The organism is Saprospiraceae bacterium (genome assembly GCA_016710235.1).
In the GTDB taxonomy this organism is placed as follows: domain Bacteria; phylum Bacteroidota; class Bacteroidia; order Chitinophagales; family Saprospiraceae; genus Vicinibacter.
On record JADJLG010000001.1, the window covers coordinates 2,272,542 to 2,292,350 of the forward strand.

The 19,809-nt window shown below is 40.6% G+C and carries 18 protein-coding genes; 9 read left to right on the forward strand and 9 right to left on the reverse strand.

From position 1 onward, the window contains the following. Positions 1-822 carry a hypothetical protein gene (locus IPI99_09040; protein ID MBK7340658.1) on the forward strand — a complete coding sequence of 274 codons (822 nt, stop codon included), beginning with the start codon at positions 1-3 and terminating at the stop codon, positions 820-822. A 15-nt stretch (positions 823-837) separates the two neighbouring features. Here the strand turns inward: IPI99_09040 and frr are convergent, their stop codons facing one another. The 3 genes from frr to serS form a co-directional block, all read right to left on the reverse strand. Next, entirely contained in the window at positions 838-1,401 is a 564-nt protein-coding gene (gene frr / locus IPI99_09045) for a ribosome recycling factor (protein ID MBK7340659.1), read from the reverse strand. A gap of 66 nt (positions 1,402-1,467) precedes the next feature. Continuing rightward, on the reverse strand, positions 1,468-2,148 hold the full coding sequence (locus IPI99_09050; protein ID MBK7340660.1) for a zinc metallopeptidase: 681 nt from the start codon (positions 2,146-2,148) through the stop codon (positions 1,468-1,470). Positions 2,149-2,220: 72 nt separating this feature from the next. After that, complete coding sequence (serS, locus tag IPI99_09055; GenBank protein ID MBK7340661.1) at positions 2,221-3,501, reverse strand: serine--tRNA ligase; 1,281 nt, start codon at positions 3,499-3,501, stop codon at positions 2,221-2,223. A gap of 233 nt (positions 3,502-3,734) precedes the next feature. On the opposite strand from serS, the gene rho reads away from it, so the two are divergent. The 8 genes from rho to IPI99_09095 all read left to right on the forward strand — a co-directional run bounded on the left by rho (position 3,735) and on the right by IPI99_09095 (position 13,555). Continuing rightward, the gene (gene rho, locus IPI99_09060) at positions 3,735-5,585 is read left to right on the forward strand and encodes a transcription termination factor Rho (GenBank protein ID MBK7340662.1); all 1,851 of its coding nucleotides are present in this window, start codon (positions 3,735-3,737) and stop codon (positions 5,583-5,585) included. Between the two features lie 73 nt (positions 5,586-5,658). Beyond that, positions 5,659-5,814: a 50S ribosomal protein L34 gene (rpmH, locus tag IPI99_09065; GenBank protein MBK7340663.1), complete on the forward strand. Its 156-nt coding sequence runs from the start codon at positions 5,659-5,661 to the stop codon at positions 5,812-5,814. 11 nt (positions 5,815-5,825) lie between these two features. After that, positions 5,826-6,224 (forward strand): ribonuclease P protein component, encoded by a 399-nt coding sequence (rnpA, locus tag IPI99_09070; GenBank protein ID MBK7340664.1) that lies wholly within the window; start codon positions 5,826-5,828, stop codon positions 6,222-6,224. 207 nt (positions 6,225-6,431) lie between these two features. After that, the gene (locus IPI99_09075; protein MBK7340665.1) at positions 6,432-6,866 is read left to right on the forward strand and encodes a hypothetical protein; all 435 of its coding nucleotides are present in this window, start codon (positions 6,432-6,434) and stop codon (positions 6,864-6,866) included. A gap of 63 nt (positions 6,867-6,929) precedes the next feature. After that, on the forward strand, positions 6,930-7,745 hold the full coding sequence (locus IPI99_09080) for an alpha/beta hydrolase (GenBank protein MBK7340666.1): 816 nt from the start codon (positions 6,930-6,932) through the stop codon (positions 7,743-7,745). 22 nt (positions 7,746-7,767) lie between these two features. Next, on the forward strand, positions 7,768-8,466 hold the full coding sequence (trmB, locus tag IPI99_09085; GenBank protein MBK7340667.1) for a tRNA (guanosine(46)-N7)-methyltransferase TrmB: 699 nt from the start codon (positions 7,768-7,770) through the stop codon (positions 8,464-8,466). Positions 8,467-8,573: 107 nt separating this feature from the next. Continuing rightward, positions 8,574-11,846 carry a M36 family metallopeptidase gene (locus IPI99_09090; protein MBK7340668.1) on the forward strand — a complete coding sequence of 1,091 codons (3,273 nt, stop codon included), beginning with the start codon at positions 8,574-8,576 and terminating at the stop codon, positions 11,844-11,846. Positions 11,847-12,028: 182 nt separating this feature from the next. Continuing rightward, positions 12,029-13,555 (forward strand): T9SS type A sorting domain-containing protein, encoded by a 1,527-nt coding sequence (locus IPI99_09095; protein MBK7340669.1) that lies wholly within the window; start codon positions 12,029-12,031, stop codon positions 13,553-13,555. Positions 13,556-13,690: 135 nt separating this feature from the next. On the opposite strand, the gene IPI99_09100 is transcribed toward IPI99_09095, so the two are convergent. The 6 genes from IPI99_09100 to bamD form a co-directional block, all read right to left on the reverse strand. Then, positions 13,691-15,439, reverse strand: coding sequence for a dynamin family protein (locus IPI99_09100; protein MBK7340670.1), 1,749 nt, complete (start codon positions 15,437-15,439; stop codon positions 13,691-13,693). Positions 15,440-15,620: 181 nt separating this feature from the next. Then, on the reverse strand, positions 15,621-16,205 hold the full coding sequence (locus tag IPI99_09105; protein ID MBK7340671.1) for a phosphoribosylglycinamide formyltransferase: 585 nt from the start codon (positions 16,203-16,205) through the stop codon (positions 15,621-15,623). Positions 16,206-16,232: 27 nt separating this feature from the next. Beyond that, on the reverse strand, positions 16,233-17,141 hold the full coding sequence (locus tag IPI99_09110; protein MBK7340672.1) for a DUF4835 family protein: 909 nt from the start codon (positions 17,139-17,141) through the stop codon (positions 16,233-16,235). Further along, a complete protein-coding gene (gene coaBC, locus IPI99_09115) occupies positions 17,138-18,349 on the reverse strand; it encodes a bifunctional phosphopantothenoylcysteine decarboxylase/phosphopantothenate--cysteine ligase CoaBC (GenBank protein ID MBK7340673.1) in 1,212 nt (403 codons plus the stop codon). The genes IPI99_09110 and coaBC overlap by 4 nt, the downstream gene beginning before the upstream one ends. Positions 18,350-18,364: 15 nt before the next feature. Next, the gene (locus tag IPI99_09120; GenBank protein ID MBK7340674.1) at positions 18,365-18,706 is read right to left on the reverse strand and encodes a DNA-directed RNA polymerase subunit omega; all 342 of its coding nucleotides are present in this window, start codon (positions 18,704-18,706) and stop codon (positions 18,365-18,367) included. Continuing rightward, positions 18,666-19,499 (reverse strand): outer membrane protein assembly factor BamD, encoded by an 834-nt coding sequence (bamD, locus tag IPI99_09125; protein ID MBK7340675.1) that lies wholly within the window; start codon positions 19,497-19,499, stop codon positions 18,666-18,668. Before bamD ends, IPI99_09120 begins: the two co-directional genes overlap by 41 nt. Between the last annotated feature and the right edge of the window lie 310 nt (positions 19,500-19,809).

A 19,809-nucleotide genomic window follows, 5' to 3' on the forward strand; every position in this document is an offset into this window, starting at 1 on the left:
ATGAATTTCATTCACATATTTATCAATTCATCGCTGTGGATTTGCTTTAGTTTCAGCAATTCATTGCAAGCTCAAATTATTCAGGACAGTTGGCGCTTTAAAGACACAATACATATCTCGGCAGACCAGGTCTTTATGGACCAGTTATCCCGGATTTTTGTATTTTCTGCAAAGGAAAAGAAATTGAGTATTGTTGACCAATTGAGCAATCCACTCGTGGTCCATACCAATAGAGATTTTTCAAAAAACACTTTTATCGATGCATCCAATCCTTATAAAATATTGATTTATTATCCAGAAGCTTCGAGGATACAATTTTTGGATAAATTTTTGGCGGTGTTGACCGAAAGAAATATCGGTGAAATGTCTCAGTCTGATGTGGTTGGAGTGAACACCGGTGGTGAATTGATGTATTTCAAAGATTCGAGAATTCACATCGAACAGATTTCACCAGTTGAACCTATTGTATCACAATCGATTTTCTTTGAACGCACAGATACATATCTAGGAGGTGTAAAATTATTGCAGTGCCAACAAAATTATTTTTTGCTTATACCCGGAAAAGGTTTGATGATATTTGATTCATTTTTAAATCTAGTAGGAGAATATTCAAATCATGAAATAAAACTGATCACGACGGATAGAAATGACATATATCTGAGCAATGGGATCAACATCTTTGTATGGGACCTGAAAAAGCATGAAGCTATTGCCATTTTTCATTCACAAGAGCCTATTCAATCATTTGCTATCATGGGACAAAAATTACTCATATGTGATGAACGCCATCGGGTAATTTTATACGAAAACCAAAGCCGATAATTATTATTGTTGACTTTAAATTGTCATCAATTCCTTGTCTTTTTGTTCAACTATTTTTTCAATTTTTGAAATATAGTCGTTCACCTGATTTTGCAGATCAGTTTCTTTACGCTTAGCGATATCTTCAGCCAATCCATTTTTTTGTTCCTTCTTTATGGACTCCAATATTTTATGTCTGATGGACCGAATTCCTACTTTAGCTTCTTCTCCGTAGTGTTTGACCTGCTTTACAAATTCTTTACGTCTTTCCTCAGTAAGTGGTGGTATCAATAATCGGATCATTTCTCCATCATTTTGAGGAGTCAGTCCAATGTTGGATTCAAAGATGGCCTTTTCGATGTCACCAATGATCTTTTTTTCCCAGGGCTGTATGATGATGGTTTTTGTATCGCCGAGTGAGATATTGGCCACTTGCTGAATGGGTACAGGGGAGCCATAGTAAGGTACCATGATGCCCTCCAACATTGACGTAGAGGCCTTACCTGTTCTTACTTTATGTAGTTCTTTATGCAAATGCTCCAGGCTTTTTTCAAAGTCATCTTTTGCTTTTTTAATCAGTGCATCGAGTTCTGCCGACATACAGGAATAGTTTTTATAAATGGGTACTGAATTTTAATTTTTTTCCAGTGAATTTCTTTAGTACAATTACTCTCTGTTTAAACCTACATAGCGCAAGATAAGAAATATCAGCATTACCAATGATGAGAGAGCTGCTGAAACGTAAGTCATTGCGGCCCATTTCAAAGCATCTTTTGCTCCTTCATGCTCAGCAGTTGTGGTTGTACCTGATTGTTCTAACCACACCAATGCTCGTTTGCTGGCATCAAATTCTACAGGCAAGGTGATCACGCTAAATGCGGTGGTGATCATAAATGCGATGATGGTGATAAGCAATAAACTTGGAAAAGTATTTGCGAGCATAAACGCAGCCATCAATAAAAATTGTTGAGCCATTGAGGCTACTTGTACTACTGGTACAATGCGTGATCTCAATGTCAGCATGGTATAAGCCGTAGCATGTTGCACAGCGTGACCGCACTCGTGTGCAGCAACAGCTGAAGCTGCGACAGATCTCCCATTGAAAACGTCAGGACTTAGGTTTACTGTCTTGTTGCTTGGATTATAATGATCAGACAGGAAACCTTGGCCTTGAACTACCTGTACATCGTGTATATTATAATAGCTCAGCATGTGTTCGGCAATTTCCTTTCCGCTCATTCCATTTCTAAGACCAACGGTCGAGTAGTGTTTAAACTTACTCTGCAATCTTCCACTAATGAACATTCCAATAACCGACATCACTATTGTGATGCCATAATAAATCATATAATCTGCATTAAGTACCATGTCGTATAGTTTTCACCTTATAATTCGATTTTGAGAAAAATAGTTTATTTTTTATTGAATTTTTTCTGCGCCAAAGTAAGCTTGTAATGCTTTAGGAATATGTATGCCATCCTCAGTCTGGTGATTTTCCAAGAGACCTGCAACTATCCTCGCTAAGGCAAGTGCACTTCCATTGAGTGTATGCGCCAAAACTGATTGACCATTTTCATTTTTGAATCTTAATTTCATTCTATTGGACTGAAAAGTTTCAAAATTGGATACAGAGCTAACTTCCAACCATCTTTTTTGGGCATTGGAATACACCTCGAAGTCATAGGTCAATGCGGAAGCAAATCCCATATCTCCTCCGCACAAACGCAGTATCCGATAAGGCAATTCCAGCTTTTCCAAAAGCATTGCCACATGTTCCAACATGCCATGTAGGGCTTTGTATGAGTTCTCAGGATGTTCTATCCTCACGATTTCAACTTTGTCAAATTGGTGTACGCGATTGAGACCTTTGACGTGGGCGCCGTATGATCCTGCCTCTCTTCTGAAACAGGGCGTATAACCACACATTTTAATGGGCAGTTGGTCTTCGCGCAGCAATACGTCTCTATATATATTGGTGACAGGCACTTCCGCTGTTGGGATCAAGTAAAGGTCATCCTTTTCAACATAGTACATTTGGCCCTCTTTGTCCGGAATTTGCCCGGTTGCCCTACCAGAAGCTTCGTTGACCATCAGGGGAGTTTGAATCTCTTCATAGCCTGCCCGATTGGCCTCATCAAGGAAGAAATTGATCAAAGCGCGTTGAAGTCTGGCGCCTTGACCACGATATAAGATGAATCCGCTTCCTGTAATTTTGACACCAAGCTCCATATCGAACAATTGATATTTTTTGGCCAATTCCCAGTGTGGCAATGAGCTCTCTTCTGCATCTTTAGCAGCGATGGATCCATACCGGAAGACCTCATTTTCTTCTGCAGTTTTTCCAAACGGCACAGTTTCATGTGGTACATTGGGCAGCTGAAGCAAGATATCTTCTATCTTGGCTTCTATTGTCGCTAGCGAACTTTCTGAAATTTTGGCTTCTTCTTTTAACCTGAGGACTTCTTCTCTGATCTTGTTCCCACCGCTCTGGTCTCCTTTTTTCATGTATTCTCCCACTTCTTTAGAGAGTTTGTTGATCAAAGCCAGTTGGTTATCCAAAGAGCTTTGTGTCTCCTTCCTATATTGGTCAAGAGTCAATATTTCATCAACTTTCATCAGCTGAGCATCGCTGAGATTTCTCTTTTGATATCCCGTGACAATTCTGTCTTTTTCATTTCTGAAAATTCTCATCTCCACCATAATCTCAAATTTTCGGCAATTTTACAGCAAGATCTACATTTTTTTCGAAAAAAAACTTGACGAGATATGATTAAAAAGATTTATCTTTGCAGGGTTGGAGGAATTCTTTCGATTTAACAACTCCTCGAGCTTTTCACAACATATATTTCATTTCTTATATCTATTTGCAATTTCATTAAAACCGAATTCGCCATCTATTTTTGTTAATTCTAATCTGATTATCCATTATCTCTATGTATGATATTTTGCAGCTCAACGACATGCTTGTACCTGAGCTAAAAGACATAGCCCAAAAACTGGGAATAACACATTTACAAAAGCTTTCCAAACAAGATTTGATCTACAGAATCCTGGACCAACAAGCCTTGGCAGGAGGGAAAAAATCTGATGCTGACAATGGCTCTGACGCCGATGCAGAACCTGAATACGAGCTTTTGGAAAATGAAAATAATCTGCGCAACCGAAGGAAAAGAACCGTGCGCAAATCTGCCCCCGAAAAAATAGGAGGCAGCCACCTGACTGGACAACCACGTGTTATAGAGCAAGACAATAGCGCACCTGTAGCTAAAAAGCCAAATCACAAGGAACAAAAACCTCAGATCGCTCAAGCAGAGACCAAGAAAGAGTTGTTCCCGGTTGATGAAACTCAAAAACAAACCGCTGAAGATGTTAAACAGCCAAAACATGTACGCAAAGAAAAACCGGTGCGATTTGACAAGAGCAGTCCGGTAGAGAAGGAGCCAGCTGTTGAGAAAACGGTTGTCGAAACTGAATCGCAGGATTCGGCAATGGAGTCTGATCAAGCTGATAAGCCTAGAATTCATGAAAGAAAAGGGCGTGTTCAGCATCATAAAAGACAGAATCAGGAACAAGAGGTTTTCGAACCTGTCAACGATATTTCAGGACCACTGGAAGCCAAGCAACAAGTAGAAGCCAAACCGGCTGTGCCGCTGTTTAATGTAGACCTTGAAGGCCTGGTTGAGGGACTGGGAGTTCTGGAAATGATGCAAGAAGGATATGGATTCCTCCGCAGCGGAGATTATAATTATTTGTCATCACCGGATGATGTTTATGTTTCTCCTTCGCAAATCAAACTTTTTGGCTTGAAAACCGGAGATACTGTACAAGGTGCTGTTCGGCCTCCAAAAGAAGGTGAGAAGTATTTCGCATTGCTCAAAGTGTCAAAAATTAACGGCCTTGATCCTAGTATGATCCGAGATCGGATTCCGTTCGACTTTTTGACTCCTCTATTTCCCAATGAAAAGTTCAAATTGATCAATCGATCCGGTAAAGATTATGGCAATCGGATGATAGACCTTTTCACGCCAATAGGTAAGGGTCAGAGAGGGCTCATCGTCGCACAACCTAAAACAGGAAAGACCTTCCTGCTCAAGGATATTGCCAATGCCATTTCAGCCAATCATCCGGAATGTTATATGATCGTTTTACTGGTAGATGAGCGTCCGGAAGAGGTAACCGATATGAAGAGGAGCGTCAATGCTGAAGTGATTTCTTCAACCTTTGACGAACCTGCTGACAATCACGTAAGAGTAGCCAATATCGTACTTGAGAAAGCCAAACGCATGGTCGAATGCGGCCACGATGTAGTAATCTTGTTGGATTCAATTACAAGATTGGCAAGAGCCTACAATACTGTCGCTCCTTCTTCAGGAAAAGTATTGTCAGGAGGTGTTGAAGCCAATGCATTGCAAAAACCAAAGAAATTTTTTGGCGCAGCCAGAAAAATTGAGAATGGTGGATCATTGACCATACTTGCTACCGCATTGATCGATACAGGAAGTAAAATGGATGGAGTGATTTTTGAGGAGTTCAAAGGAACGGGTAATATGGAGTTGCAACTCGATAGAACTTTGGCCAACAAGCGATTGTACCCATCTATCGACCTTACAAAATCCAGTACCAGAAGAGAAGATCTTCTCCTTGACGAATCCATCATACAGAAAATGTTCGTGCTGCGTAACCATCTCGCAGACATGAAACCTGAAGAAGCCATAGAATTCATCAAAAAACATATGGTCGGTACCTTGACGAATGAAGATTTTCTGATTTCGATGAATAGTTAAACAAACCACTAGTATTTAATAAGAATTTTGTATCTTTGCGTTCCTTTAAAAAAGCTGACTTAAAAATTGTATCATGAAACGTACTTTTCAGCCATCCAGAAGAAAAAGAGCTAACAAACACGGTTTTCGCTCCAGAATGAAGTCTAAAAATGGACGCAAAGTTCTTGCGAGACGTAGAAGCCGTGGCCGCGTAAGGCTGACTGTTTCCAGCGAAAGCAGCTTGAAGTAAGCTGGTTTGCTATGAAAACAGACGAGACTCCTCGGATGAGTTTCGGCAAAGCCCTACGACTTCGCTCTACCAAGTCAATCGATGCCCTTTTTTCCGAAGGCTCGATGATGCAATCTTCACCACTTCTACTGAAATACAATCAAAGCAACAGGCAAGACCTCAGTCCTGTACAATTTGTATTCGCCGTATCCAAAAAAAAGCACCCCAAAGCAAGCACCCGCAATACCATCAAAAGAAGAATGAAAGAAGCGTGCCGACGCAATCTTCACCTGCTGCAGCTTCCACTAGCTGAGTTCAAAATGGATATTGCAATCATTTATACCCCAACCAAATCTTTGCCCTATACAGCAATTGAGAAAGCTATTATATCAATTTTTTTGCGCTTGTCAGACTTACTCCTCAAGACTTAAACAGTTGCCCTTACATTGAGGGTAAACCAGACTGACTTGTATTTACACCCGGATTTTCAGTTGAGATTCGTCGTGTTAGACAAATTAATCAGTAGATAATTTGACTTGCGATAGAATACAGCTGAAAACTTGAGTTTAAGAACTTCTTAACGAATGGAAATTAAACTAGGAGGGTGATTGTCTGTCAGACTATTAAATTCTATTAAAATGAAAACTTCTGCAATCTCTTCCAAATCAATTCTTAATCTAGGAGTGATTTTACTTTTTGTGACTGCGTTTTCTTGCAAACAGCAGAACCAACTGATGAAGCCTGCATCTGCTTCAAACGTTCAGATTCAGAAGAAAACTAATTCTTTTTCAATGATTAAAATTGTAAAGAAGAAAACCTCAGCCAAAACTGCAAAAACTTCTGTAGAGGAAGCTGACCAGGTTGTAGTGAGCAAAAGCAATACAGACACCAAAGTCACCGACCAGGCTAATAAAGAAGATCAGGTGGTCATTATAGCCGATAATAAACAAAGCCAGACCAAAACACAAAACAAAGAGAGAGAAATCGAAATAGACACAAGCGAATTCGATCAAATATTGGTGGATCAAACGCATGAAGTTGAGATTGATACTTCTGAATTGGAACTGAAATAGACTGGTATCTTTTCAAATCCTTGATGCGAAAGGCTTATCTTCGTCCATCCAATTTTCCCCAAGATGAGCTGGTCCTGGAAGCGAACGATTATACTGATCATGAGTGTGGCGATGCTCTATGTGGTAGGCGTATTGTACCTGTATATTTTTATTGACCACATCGTATTTCAACCCCGGCATCTAGCACAGAATCAAAGTCCTGTATTTACGAATTCGGCAAAGCATGTTATCCTAAGCCATCCGGACAAAGAAGTCATAGACAACTACCATTTTATTCAGAAAGCGGGGACTTCTAAAGGTTGTATGATTTTTTTTCATGGCTACAAAGGAAATATCGACGACTGGAACGCGTATATAGATTATTTCTACGATCAGGGTTACGATGTATTTGCTCCTGAATACCGGGGTTACGGAAGATCTGCTTACAATTCTTCCGAGATTCATATGTATGAAGATGCTACCCTCGCAATGGCTTATGTTAGAAAGCAATACAGGGAAGATAGTATCTTGGTATATGGAGTAGATATAGGAGCAGTAGTTGCAGCCTATACTAATATGAGTATACCCAACAGGATGACAGTTCTTGAAAATCCTGTTTATGGGATTAAAAATTGGCTTTACAAGAAATTTCCGGCATTGTGGTTGCATCTGGAGCTCAAGTACGACTTTATCATACAAGAGTATTTACCCAATGCGATCAGCCCTACTTTTATTTTGGCTTCTAAAAAGAACGAGTTTGCTACACAATCAGAACTGAATCAAATGCGAAATCAACTTAAAGACCGCAATAAGTTCAGCTGGATTGACCAAACCAATATTGAAAATGATAAACAATTTCCACCTATTGAGCAACTCAATTTGATCCTCTCCTACGAATGAATTTACCTGTCTTCTGAAACCCATGGGAAAACGGACAAAACTTGAAAAATTTGCAGAGAACCTTCAACTGCCCAATGTTTTTGAAAATTTTGAATTTAAGCTGCCGGCACTTTACAAATCCCTGGGAGAAAAAGTAGATTTCAAAGGGACCTGGAAGTCAGCTTACTTTCAGAATGCAAAGCCTCTGGTGATTGAGCTCGCCTGTGGTAGGGGTGAGTATTCGTGCGCCCTTGCTGCCAGATATCCGGAAAAGAATTTTATTGGAATTGATATCAAGGGAGCACGAATATGGGAAGGTGCCAAGAAAGCGATGGATAAACAACTGCATAATGTCTGTTTCGTAAGATCGCGCATCGAGTTACTGGCGGCATTCTTTTCGCCTTCGGAAGTAGATGAATTGTGGATCACCTTTCCGGATCCATTTTTGAAAAAAAGCCGTTCCAACAAAAGACTGACTTCTTCACCTTTTCTGGACCTTTATACCTCGTATTTAAAGCCATCAGCTCTTTTGCACCTCAAAACCAACAATGACACTCTATATCAATTCTCCCTGGAAACTATTTCTTCGCACCCAGGATTTAAAATTCTTCTTCATCATCATGATATTTATCAATCAGAACTTCCGGGGATTGAAGACATGGATATTCGGACTTACTATGAAAAAAAACATCTGTTAGCAGGAAAATCGATCAAATATATTCGATTTCAATTCTGCGGTTAATGGATTCATTGCCAGCTACTCAGCAATCAAATATATTATTAAAATATATAATATATAATTGCATATATTGAAAATTGGAGTAACTTTGAGCTAAAGATAGGTGAAGAATGAAATTTGGCTTTTTCAGTCTGGCTTTCTCGTTCGGTATATATTTAAGTGCGCAATCTGTAACGTGGGATTGGTGTGCGATGGCACAGCATGAATTCCAAATACAAGCCTCCGGCCCAAATTTAGAATGTGACATTACGGATGCGTACTGGGACAAAAATTCTGCGGTCTGGCATGTTTATTTATCCCAAAAAGCATTTGGTTATGTGATTGAGCCTCAACGTTTGGCCATGCATATCGATGCACAAGGGACAGTGCTCTTCAAAACCGGAGTTGCTGTAAAGAAACTTTCGGAGAAGATCACAGCCAACAGCTTCAGAAATACCGAGATCAGTATTGCCGGTGCTTACCTCAAAAGCGTACTCCACTCAGAAGTTGCGCTGCAGCAGATCAATACAAGGACAGATGAGGCTGCGCGACTTCAGGTCAATAGTTCTCAGACAGAGATTATAGAATCACAAAAGGCTTTCTATTACGATGAGAATACCGGGCAGTTGATTGCTGCTTTTAAACTGGTATGGCAGCGCCCGGATGAACATTCTGTGCAACAAATTATCGTTGCAGACGAAGATGTAACTGTACTCCAACATTCTGAGCGGGTGCTTTCCTGCGAGCTTATTCCCGGACAGTTCAGCATGAATCAAAACCGTATCGTTTCAGTTTCTGCGCCATTTGCGGCACCTGACGCATCCTATCGCGTATTTGCTCAACCGACAGAAAGTCCATCTCATGGTTCTCGTACATTAATAGTTAATCCTCATCTTCTCAATCCGGATGCAAGTCCATTGGGTTGGCATGATGACGGCTCAGGAAGCTCCACATACACTCGTGGTAACAATTGCTTGTCATATGAAGATCGTGACGCGAACAATGCACCGGAGGCTGACAGCAATTTTGCAGATGGTGGGGCCGATCTGCGATTTGACTTCCCATTGCATATAGATACTATTCCTGAAATCAATAAGGATGCCTCAGTTAGCAATCTCTTTTATTGGAACAATATCATGCATGATGTATGGCATCGATATGGATTTGATGAGCTTTCAGGGAATTTTCAAGCGGACAATTTTTATAGAGGTGGACTATCCGGTGATCGTGTGAAAGCAGAAACGCTGGATGATATTTGGGAAGCCCGAAACAATGCAAATTTTTATACTCCCTCGGATGGCACATCTCCCGTCATGCAGATGTATGTCTGGCAACAACCCGTGTATGACACGATAATTTGCAGCACGCTCAGTGGTTTCAAAAGAAAAGTACCCTACATACAAGCTACAGTTTCTAAACCTTTGAAATCACCATTTACCGGAACCGTGGTTTTGGCAGATGACGGGTCTTCTGCACCCCAATGTGCATGTGAAGCATTGAAAAATGGTGCATTGGTCAAGGGAAAAATTGTTTTGATAGACCGTGGTATCTGTACCTTTAATGCGAAGATAGCAAGGGCAATTGCCGCCGGTGCAACAGGCGTCATCATTGCCAACAATGTGAATACGGCTCCCTTTGTAATCTCTGGCTATCTCTCATCGGCTGGAGTTCCTGTGGTGATGATTAGCCAGCAAGACGGCGATTGGCTCAAATCGAAGTTGTCAGACACTCTCTCTGCACAAATTCTTCCGACTTCAAAGAAACTCATCCAAACTTCCTCAGCTACAATCGAGTTATCCCAGGCTGATTTTGGGGTAGGAATACCGAAGTATTTATCAGCAGAAGCCATTCTGGTGAGAGATCTTTGGGCACCATGGAGCGACGCTTGCGACTCCATAGTGAATTCCTCAGAACTTCAAGGCAATATTGCCCTGATCGACAAGGCCAACTGTTATCCAGATTTGCAAGCCTTGCATGCTCAGAAAGCAGGTGCAGTAGCAGTAGTCATGATGAGCGATTCAGACGAATATCCGTCATCTCTTGACAATAGTTCATACGGAAGTTTGATCCAAATTCCTGTCATGCAGGTTTCTGCTACAGATGCAGCCATTTTGATGCAGCATCTAAACAAGCCTGTATCGATAGAAAATCGATTACCTCCTTTGCTTGATGGCTCGTTTGATGCCGGGATTATCTGTCACGAATACGCTCATGGTATCTCCAATCGGCTCACCGGCGGACCCTCAACTGTCAGCTGTCTGGACAATGTGGAGCAGGCCGGAGAAGGCTGGAGCGACTATTTTGGTCTTTTCATGACCTCTCGCCCGTCGGATTATCCTTATCTCAATCGAGGAGTAGGTACTTGGCCTTCTGGTCATCCTCAAGCAGGCATCGGTGTGAGACCTACGCCTTACAATGTTGACCTCAAGATAGATCCTGCTGATTATTCACAACTGAATGACTTGCAGATCATTTCACAACCACACGGGATAGGATACATCTGGTGCTCAATGTTGTGGGATTTACATTGGGCTTTTATCAAAACATACGGCAACGAGCAGAATGTGTACAACAGCGGCTCTTCTAAAGGAAATATAAAAGTGGCGCGATTGGTGATGGAGGGCTTAAAATTGCAAACCTGTAGTCCCGGATTTGTCGATTCTAGAAATGCGATTTTGAAAGCAGACAGCTTGCTTTTTGGCGGGGCCAATTCATGTATAATTTGGAATGTGTTTGCGAGAAGGGGATTGGGTTTTAGTGCAAATCAAGGCAGCAGTTTCAGGCGTAATGACGGCGTGGCTGCATACAATCTGCCACCCGGCTGTGTCAAAATGAACGAATCCGAATTATTCGGGAGCATAGTCCTGGCAGCAGAGGACTTGTCACTGTATAGCACGGCATTGCAAGACGCAATCCGTTTATCCTGGACAATAGACCCCTCTCTCCGAAATCTCCCCTGGAAGCTCGTAAGAAGGGCTGAGGGACAATCAGATGAAATGATTGTAGCAGAAGGAGACGATGCTCATGAAACTTTGGCTTATGTTGATGTCAAAGTCTCCAAATCAAAGCGATATCATTATCAGATCCGATTCTTCAAGAATGACGTAGAAGTGCGATCCGACTGGGTCACAGCAATTCTAAAGCAGGACAGGTCCTCAGTAATTTGGAGTTTGTATCCAAACCCTGCACATGATTTCATCTTATTAAAGTCAAAACATCCGATTGGCAGCAGAATGAGGATCAGCTTGTATGAAATGGATGGGAAACTGATTGATCAGAATTTTTTTTACAAAGGATCTGAAAGTGAGTTTAGGATCAATATTTCAGATCTTATACCCGGACATTATGTGGTACAATGTATCGGGAGTGGCGGTTCAGAAAATCTGGTTTTTGAGAAAAAGTAGTTTGACCTAAATGATGATGTTTGTAAAGACCTCATCAGGAATTTCTCGTTCCAATGATGATGATTTTCAACTATCAATTTACAGCTTTTATTGTGGTGGTGCCGCAGTGGATTGGCTTGAGAATCGAAGTTTAAAGTGGATGATCTATATTTAAAATACTACTCATTCCAACAATCAACAACATGAAAAAATACCTGATATTATTCTTACTCTTCCTGATTCAGATTGAATGTATAGCGCAGTATTCTCGTGTGTACGAATCCTATAGAAAAAATATCAACCGGATAGCCGAAGGAATATTTTCTGACATCATAGAAGATGAAAAGGGTAAGGCCTATTTTGGATCTGTTGCCTGGAGTTTGGACCCAAAGCAACTATATAGTTATACGTTTTTATCTAAAGTGGATAAAAGGGGTCAGGTTGAATGGGCTAAGCCAATATCTGATACAGTACTAGAACCTAGCACCCCTCGCTTGATGGCCAAACTCAGAGATGGCAGGTATATCGTAGGGGGGAGTATTGTCCAAGATAGTATGACAGAGCTACAAAACTGGTTGGCATTTTTTGACGGAGATTTCAACAAACTGGATGAAAAGATTTATCCGGTAGAATACGACACCAACGACCTCTGGAGTTTTCATCAACACAGCGACGGCGACCTGATATTTTGCGGCCTTTCCGGCAAGTATTACAATCAACCCGGAGGAGGCCTTGGATGGGGCAGAGCATTCATACTTTGCACGGATAGCCTCGGAGAGAAGAAATGGTATCACGAGTTTGATAATACAGTTCTTCCATTTGATCTGTACAGTTTTTATCATGTCACCGAAGATCACCTGGGTAATCTTTATGTATGCGGACAAAACTTCAGAAATGATCGGGATTGGAATGCGTTGTATGCAAAGTTCACTGCTGATGGTAGATTAATATGGTTTAAAGAGATAGACTCACCGGGATTTGCTGATCGGTATACGTACATTCAGGAAAGACCTGACGGTAATCTGATCTTATTAGGAAGCAGCTATGATTATCAGACGGATTCCGTAGCGATATTGTATAGTATCATTGATACATCAGGAAAAATTATTCATGAATTTAAAGATACTCGAAATTACGAGTCAATAGGATATTGGCGATGTAAACCTACCCTGGATGGAAATATCATATGCGCAGGGGATATGCAAAGAACCGGAGATATTTTAGATGATGATTTGAGAAATGGATTTGCACACAAACTCAATATGGATGGGAAGATATTGTGGGAGCAGGAATACAGTGCAGTGGACAGTCTGGTAGAGTTGTTTTTTAACCTCGGCCTCTCTCGGGATGGTGGATTTTATTTTGGAGGATTTAGCTGGTTGCCGGATATTTATGAAGGTAGAAACTGGTTGGTACGGGTGGACAGCAACGGCTGCCTGATCCCGGGCTGCAATCCTGTAGGCATCACAGAAAAAGAATCCTTTCCGGAGCATTATCTCCTGACACCGAATCCCGCACAGGAAGAAATCTATGTGTACAGCAATGAGTACCACTATAAAGCATCCGAGATCTCCATTTTCAATGAATGGGGGACACAAGTTTACAGCTCGCGCATAGAGACTGCATACAAGCACAAGATCAATCTGAGCCAATTCAGTGCGGGCATATATTACTATGTCATCCATCGCGCCAATCAAAAACTACAGTCGGGCAGATTTGTAAAGATTTAATGGCCGGGTTGGATTTTTGTCACAGATTATGAAATAATTTTCGAAGGAAATTACTGAATAATTAATTCTACGTTCAACTCAAGTCAGACAGCGAGAGTTGGGCGGAGATCTCTGTTTGGAAAATGTAAAATCCTTTTATTCGAATTTCCAGTTGCTTTTTTGTTCGATTTCTGATTTGAGAGAATCTAATGAATGGTTTATTCTTTGCTGTGTTTTGTCCAAATTTTCAATCTGTGATTTTTCGTTTTGGAGATGTGCATCCAGTTTGTGAAAATTCTCGTTCATTTTAGATTTGATCCAATCGACATATTGATTTAATTTTTGAGACACGTTATCATGAAGTTGTGATCTACCGGAATCAATTTCTTTTGAAAATTGGTTCATGATTTTTCTTTTATTGAGACCCAAAGTAATTCCTGCGAATGCAAGTCCAAGAGTTGTGAGCACTCCACCTGTGATGTCAAACACAGCGCCATGTGTCAACGCGGTAATGATGGCACCCACTATAGCAATGCCCGTTCCAGTAGCCACTTGTGGCGCCAGTTTATTATCTTCTTTGATAAGGTCTTTAGTATAATAATTTTCCGTAGTCTTTAAGAATTCTTTGAAAGCAGAATGTAGTTCGTCCAGAACATGCGCTCTTTTTTCAGCAATGGCAGCAAATATTTCATGGTCATTTCGCAATAGAGTAGTGCTGTTTTGAATTTTGAGTGAAATCATTTGTCCCATCTGTTGTATCGAATCAGATATATCCTTCACTCCATCATTCATTCTGTTCTGCAAAGCGGAGTTGAGACTTTTTTCAAGCTCCGAAGAAAACTCACTGAGCCATTGGTGGAGAGACTGCTGCTTGCTGAAAATGCCTCCGATGCCTCTTTTAAGCACATTAAAAAATCCAAGATTTTTATCTAATTCTTCTTTTTTCTCATTGGTCACCTGGTCATAAGCTCCAATGAGATTTTCTACCAGCATCTTCACGTTATTTTGGCTGATACGCGTCTGATCTTCAAGAGTTTTATTGATATCAGATCGAAATTTCAAATCGTATTCGTATTGGTTCTTTCTGAGTGAAATTCCATCTGCAATTTTTTCATTGATAGTCGTACATGCGTCGATGTTGTTCAGCAATTTAAAAATATATGCTTTGCCCCCAGTGATGTTTTGAGTGATATAATTTCTCAGTTCAACAAACCCGCTTTCATCAAAATTGCCTTCTTGTTCAAGTTTAGCGGAAACGGCAAATATTTTTGGATTTTCGATACCTCTTTCTTTTGCATATTGTTCCAGACCTTTCTTGTTGATTTCAAGATCAGCAGCATTCATCAAGTCTTTCTGTTGCAAAACAAAAATGATTTTTTTTCTCCATTCCTCCTTGATGAATTGAAAAAAATCCCATGCAGATTGTCTATAGGGGTTTTTTGCTTCAAAAACGAAAACGGCAAGATCTGAAGTGGGAATAAATTTTTCAGTAATCTCCTGATGGTGCGCGATGATCGTATTAGTTCCCGGAGTATCGACAATTGCGATTTCGCGAAGAATTTCTTCCGGATATGTGATTCTTTTTAACACCGGACTCAAAGCAGTCACTGTGTGCTCTTCACCATAAATAATCTGTTGGATGGTATCTGTCATCGGTGAAGGCGCTACTGCGCAGATATCTGTTTTTGACTCCAGCAAGGCGTTGATAAAGCTGGACTTCCCTACTTTGACCTCTCCCACGATGACAAACATAAATGGATCATGGATCCGATTGCGCAAATCGCCTACCGTTTCAGTCAGTTGTTGATGCTGAATGTCATGTGTCAATTGATGTAGATCTTTTACCAATTCGTCCAATCTGGCTTTGAAGGGACTGTATTCGCGAGATATCACTGAATGACTCATGTTCACTTATAAATTGAAACCGTAAAAATACTTTAAAATCAATGAAACCATAGTTGTAGTTCAATATGCACACTCTTCAAGCTATTCCAACCTTGATCCTAACAGGCAGCACATTAAGCATTCAAACAAGAATCCCTCATGGATAATAAAAATCAACAGTTGAACCGAAAACAAATGAAAATTACAGATATCGCATCTGCATGATCAGTTTTTCACTCCAGGCAGGCAGATGCTCGTGCTCGAGTTCCTGCACTTTTTTTGCTATTTTCTCTGCATTGTCTTTTTTCTCCACCTTGCAGGTAGCCTGAAAAATGATTTTCCCTTTGTCGTAAAGTTCGTTCACGTAATGAATGGTGATACCCGTTTCCGGATCACCATCATTGATGACTGCCTGGTGAACCTGCATACCAAACATGCCTTTGCCTCCGTGCCTCGGCAACAAGGCAGGGTGGATGTTGATCATCTTCTGATCGAAAAGCTTGACTAGAAATGGAGGAACCAGCAAGAGAAATCCTGCCAGCACGATAAAGTCAACGTCATAAAGATTGAGTAAGGCCGTCATATAACTGTTGTTGGCCAGCAAAGACTTGTTGATTACCGCAAAAGGAATGTTGTTTTCCTCTGCAATTTTAATCACACCAGCCTTTGAATGATTGGTCACAATCAGCCCAATCTGGATATGTGAGTGATTCTTGAAGTGTTTGATGAGTTGGAGAGCATTTGTGCCATTTCCTGATGCAAACACAGCTACTTTCTTCTTCTTCATTGTCTTAATTTTCTTGCGGTCACAAAATTAAGACTTTAGTACATTGTATGCACTATTATTTGATGGATCAAGCAATAACAATGCCTGATAAATTCTTTGTTTTTCCTGGAGAGGAGCTTGCTTATAGATTTCTACCAATTCGTTACTTTTTGCATTGACAAAAATCTGGAGCGCCCAGGTGTTGGGAAATTCAGTATTTAACTTGACCAGGTCTTCTATAGCATTCGTCATGATGCGTCTGGCATTGTCCTTGTCTTTTTCCATACCGTCCAAGCACAAGCGGTGGTATTCGTAATATACCCTTCTAAAAAGTTTCATACGAGGATCTTTGAGAGTCTCTATGAGTTTGTAGCGATTGTAAGACAGGTCTATTTTATTCTGCCATTTTTTGTCTGCTGCAATACCGTTGGAAGGCATGGTGTTGATCATGTTTTTGAGGGAGTTGAGGTAGCTGTCACCACCTTCAAGACCAAAACTTTCGTAATCCATAGCGACGATCAACAGGGCATAATAAGTCAAAACACTTGATAAATTATCATAATATGTAGATTTGCTATTTTCAATAGGTTTGTAGGGGTCAAAGGTAAACTGGACCGCATTGTCGGAGATCTTGAGCAGTGTGGTTTCGTAAGTGGAATTGAATACGGGTCTTGTAGACTGAACTTGGATGTCAGCTGTGTAGAGGTTGTTGCCTAAGTCACCACTGATATTGAACTGAAAACTGCATTTTACTTTTTCGTTGTTTTCAAATTTATCGTCTGTCCATTTTTGAGAATTTAGGAATTCCCTGATGTTGTTTTCCATCTGGACAAAAATATTCTTGTCGCTGATTACCAGATTCGGTGCATTTACTCTGACTTTGGCGAGTAATTCTTGTGATTGCACCAGAGGACTACATACTAAGCAGACTAAAACAGTAAGGAATATTTGTTTCATTTTTTCTTATAGCTTATAAAAATTTCTTCAAGAATGTCTTTGGCTACATCGGCCTTTGACTTCAATTCAAACGATTTGAGCTTTCGATTCGCATGTAGAAGGCTGATTTTATTTGTATCTTTTCCAAATGCAGCACCTTCGTCCCTGGGACTATTGATTACGATGATGTCCATGTTTTTATGCTCGAGCTTTGCCTGAGCGTGAGAGAGGACGTTTTCTGTTTCTAATGCAAATCCTACCATAAACTGGTCTTTCCTCTTGTGTTTACCTATGAAAGCAGCGGTATCTTCAGTATTCTCCAGCTCGATAAGGCGAATCTGGTTTTTTGACTTTTTGATCTTTTCAGCCGAGACCTGAGCAGGTCTGAAATCTGCAACAGCTGCTGCCAGCACAAAAACGTCTGTTTGTTCAAGTAGATTTTTGGATTTTTCAAATAAGTCTGCCGCAGTATTGATGTGATGTATTTCAAGATTTGGATGAGGTTCTATCTGGAGGGAGACCGGACCAAGGACGAGCTGACATTTGCCCCCTTGGCGTAAAATTTCTTCCGCTATACGTAGTCCCATTTTACCAGAGGAATGATTGCCGATGAATCGCACAGGATCTATTGGCTCTTGAGTGGGTCCTGCTGTCACAAGAAAATTGATCCCGGAAAATCGCTTGAGTGAGTTGAGGTGTTGGACCACAGTCTGGAATATAAATTCCGGTTCTGCAAGTCTGCCATCACCAGAGAGGCCACTGGCCAAAGGTCCATGCCCAACAGGAATGATTTGGTTGCCGTAGGATTGGAGCAGCTTGATATTGTTTTGAGTCGCAGGGTGGTGCCACATATCAACGTCCATGGCAGGTGCCCATATTACAGGACATCTGGCTGAAAGGTAACATGCTGTGATGATATTGTCCACTTGACCATGAGCGCATTTTGCCATGGTTTGGGCGGTAGCAGGAGCTACAATCATTAGATCGGCCCAAAGCCCGAGTTCAACGTGTTGATTCCATTGCTGATCGGTACTCAATCCACTGATGACTTTGGCTCCACTGAGTGTGCTGAATGAAAGCTCACCTACAAATTCTTTGGCGCTCTCAGACATCAGGACTTTCACTTCTGCTCCGGCTTTGCTGAGCAGCCTTAGTAGTATGATAGACTTGTAAGCTGCAATGCTACCTGTTACTGCCAGCAATATTTTGTAATCCTTGAGGGACGTCATAGATGGGGACGAAAATTATTTCTCCTCCTCGTTTTCTGATTTGTATTGGAATTCGATGCTGCCATTGATATATTCATCCACAGCTATCAATACTGGATTTGGAAGCTTTTCGTAAAATTTTGAGATTTCAATCTGCTCCTTGTTTTCGTGTACCTCTTCGATGGTATCTGAGCTGGAGGCAAATTCTTCCAGTTTGTCGTGCAGTTCAACTTTTAGATCGTTGGAGAGCTGGCTGGCTCTTTTGGCGATGACGTTGATGGTTTCGTAGATATTTCCTGTACGGGCGGCTAGATCTTTGACATCTCTGGCTTGGATATTAGGATTTATTCCTGTCGCCTGTGTTTTGATATCTGTCATATTCTGGATTTTTATGTTTTTTATTAGCTTCTTTTTTAATGGCAATCACCTCTTTGGAGTAAGTGCCTGTAGGATATCGATTGAGAAAATATTCAGACTTGTTGACTGACTCCACATATCGTTCTTTCTGTTTTTCAAAGATGCTGTTTTCAGCAAGTAGAAACATCGACTTTGCTATGAGATATCTCACTTCCCGATCATTTTTTGTATCCGGAAAGTCAGTGAGTAGATTTTCGAAAGTGCTGATAGCAGCTTGGTAATTTTTGATGTCAAGGTAGAGTTTACCTTGCTCATAAGCCTTTTTTTCCAACTTAGCACGCAACTCATCGATCAGCTTGTTGCTTTCAGCCACTTTAGGTGATTCCGGATAAGTGTTGACGAAAGACTGGAAGGCATCTATCGCTTTGATAGTTCCGGATTGGTCCAAGCGATAGTTTGGAGAGGTTTTATAGATCGCTTGTGCTGCATTAAATTCAGCTGTTTCTTTCAATGGACTGTTGATGAATGTGCTGGCGAAATTCTTATAAAGGTGAGCCGCCATCTCATATTCTCTCAATTGATAATGACAGTCCGCATAGTTGTAATACAATTCTTCTGCTTCTTTCTGACCCCTGTAACTGGACAAAGCCAATTCGTACAAAGCCTGTGCCCTGACGTAATCTTTCTTTTTGTAAAAATCATTTGCCGCTTTGAACTGCAATGCGGCGTCATTGCTGGTTCGGATTTTTTCATAAGACGACTTACATGCCGAAGCAGCAAGGAGTACGACAAAGAAGACAAATCTGATATTCATTCTGAAGAAACCGCAAAATTAAGGTAAAATAACGAGATTCCAGACATAATGTTGTGCATATAGATGTAGAGCCATGCTAAAGTAATAGCAAAAAGATAGGTTTCTTCGGCGTCGACAAAACACAACTCCTGAAATCCGGTCAGTCTCTGTTCAGATTATCAAGAGATAACACATTTGAATAAATAGAATATTAATTAAAATAAATTTATATATATAAGATAATGAGCATGTTATAAATTAAATAAAATAATATTTAAAAATAATTTATGTATAATTAGGATTATATAAAAGCTGTTATCTACCTTTGGGC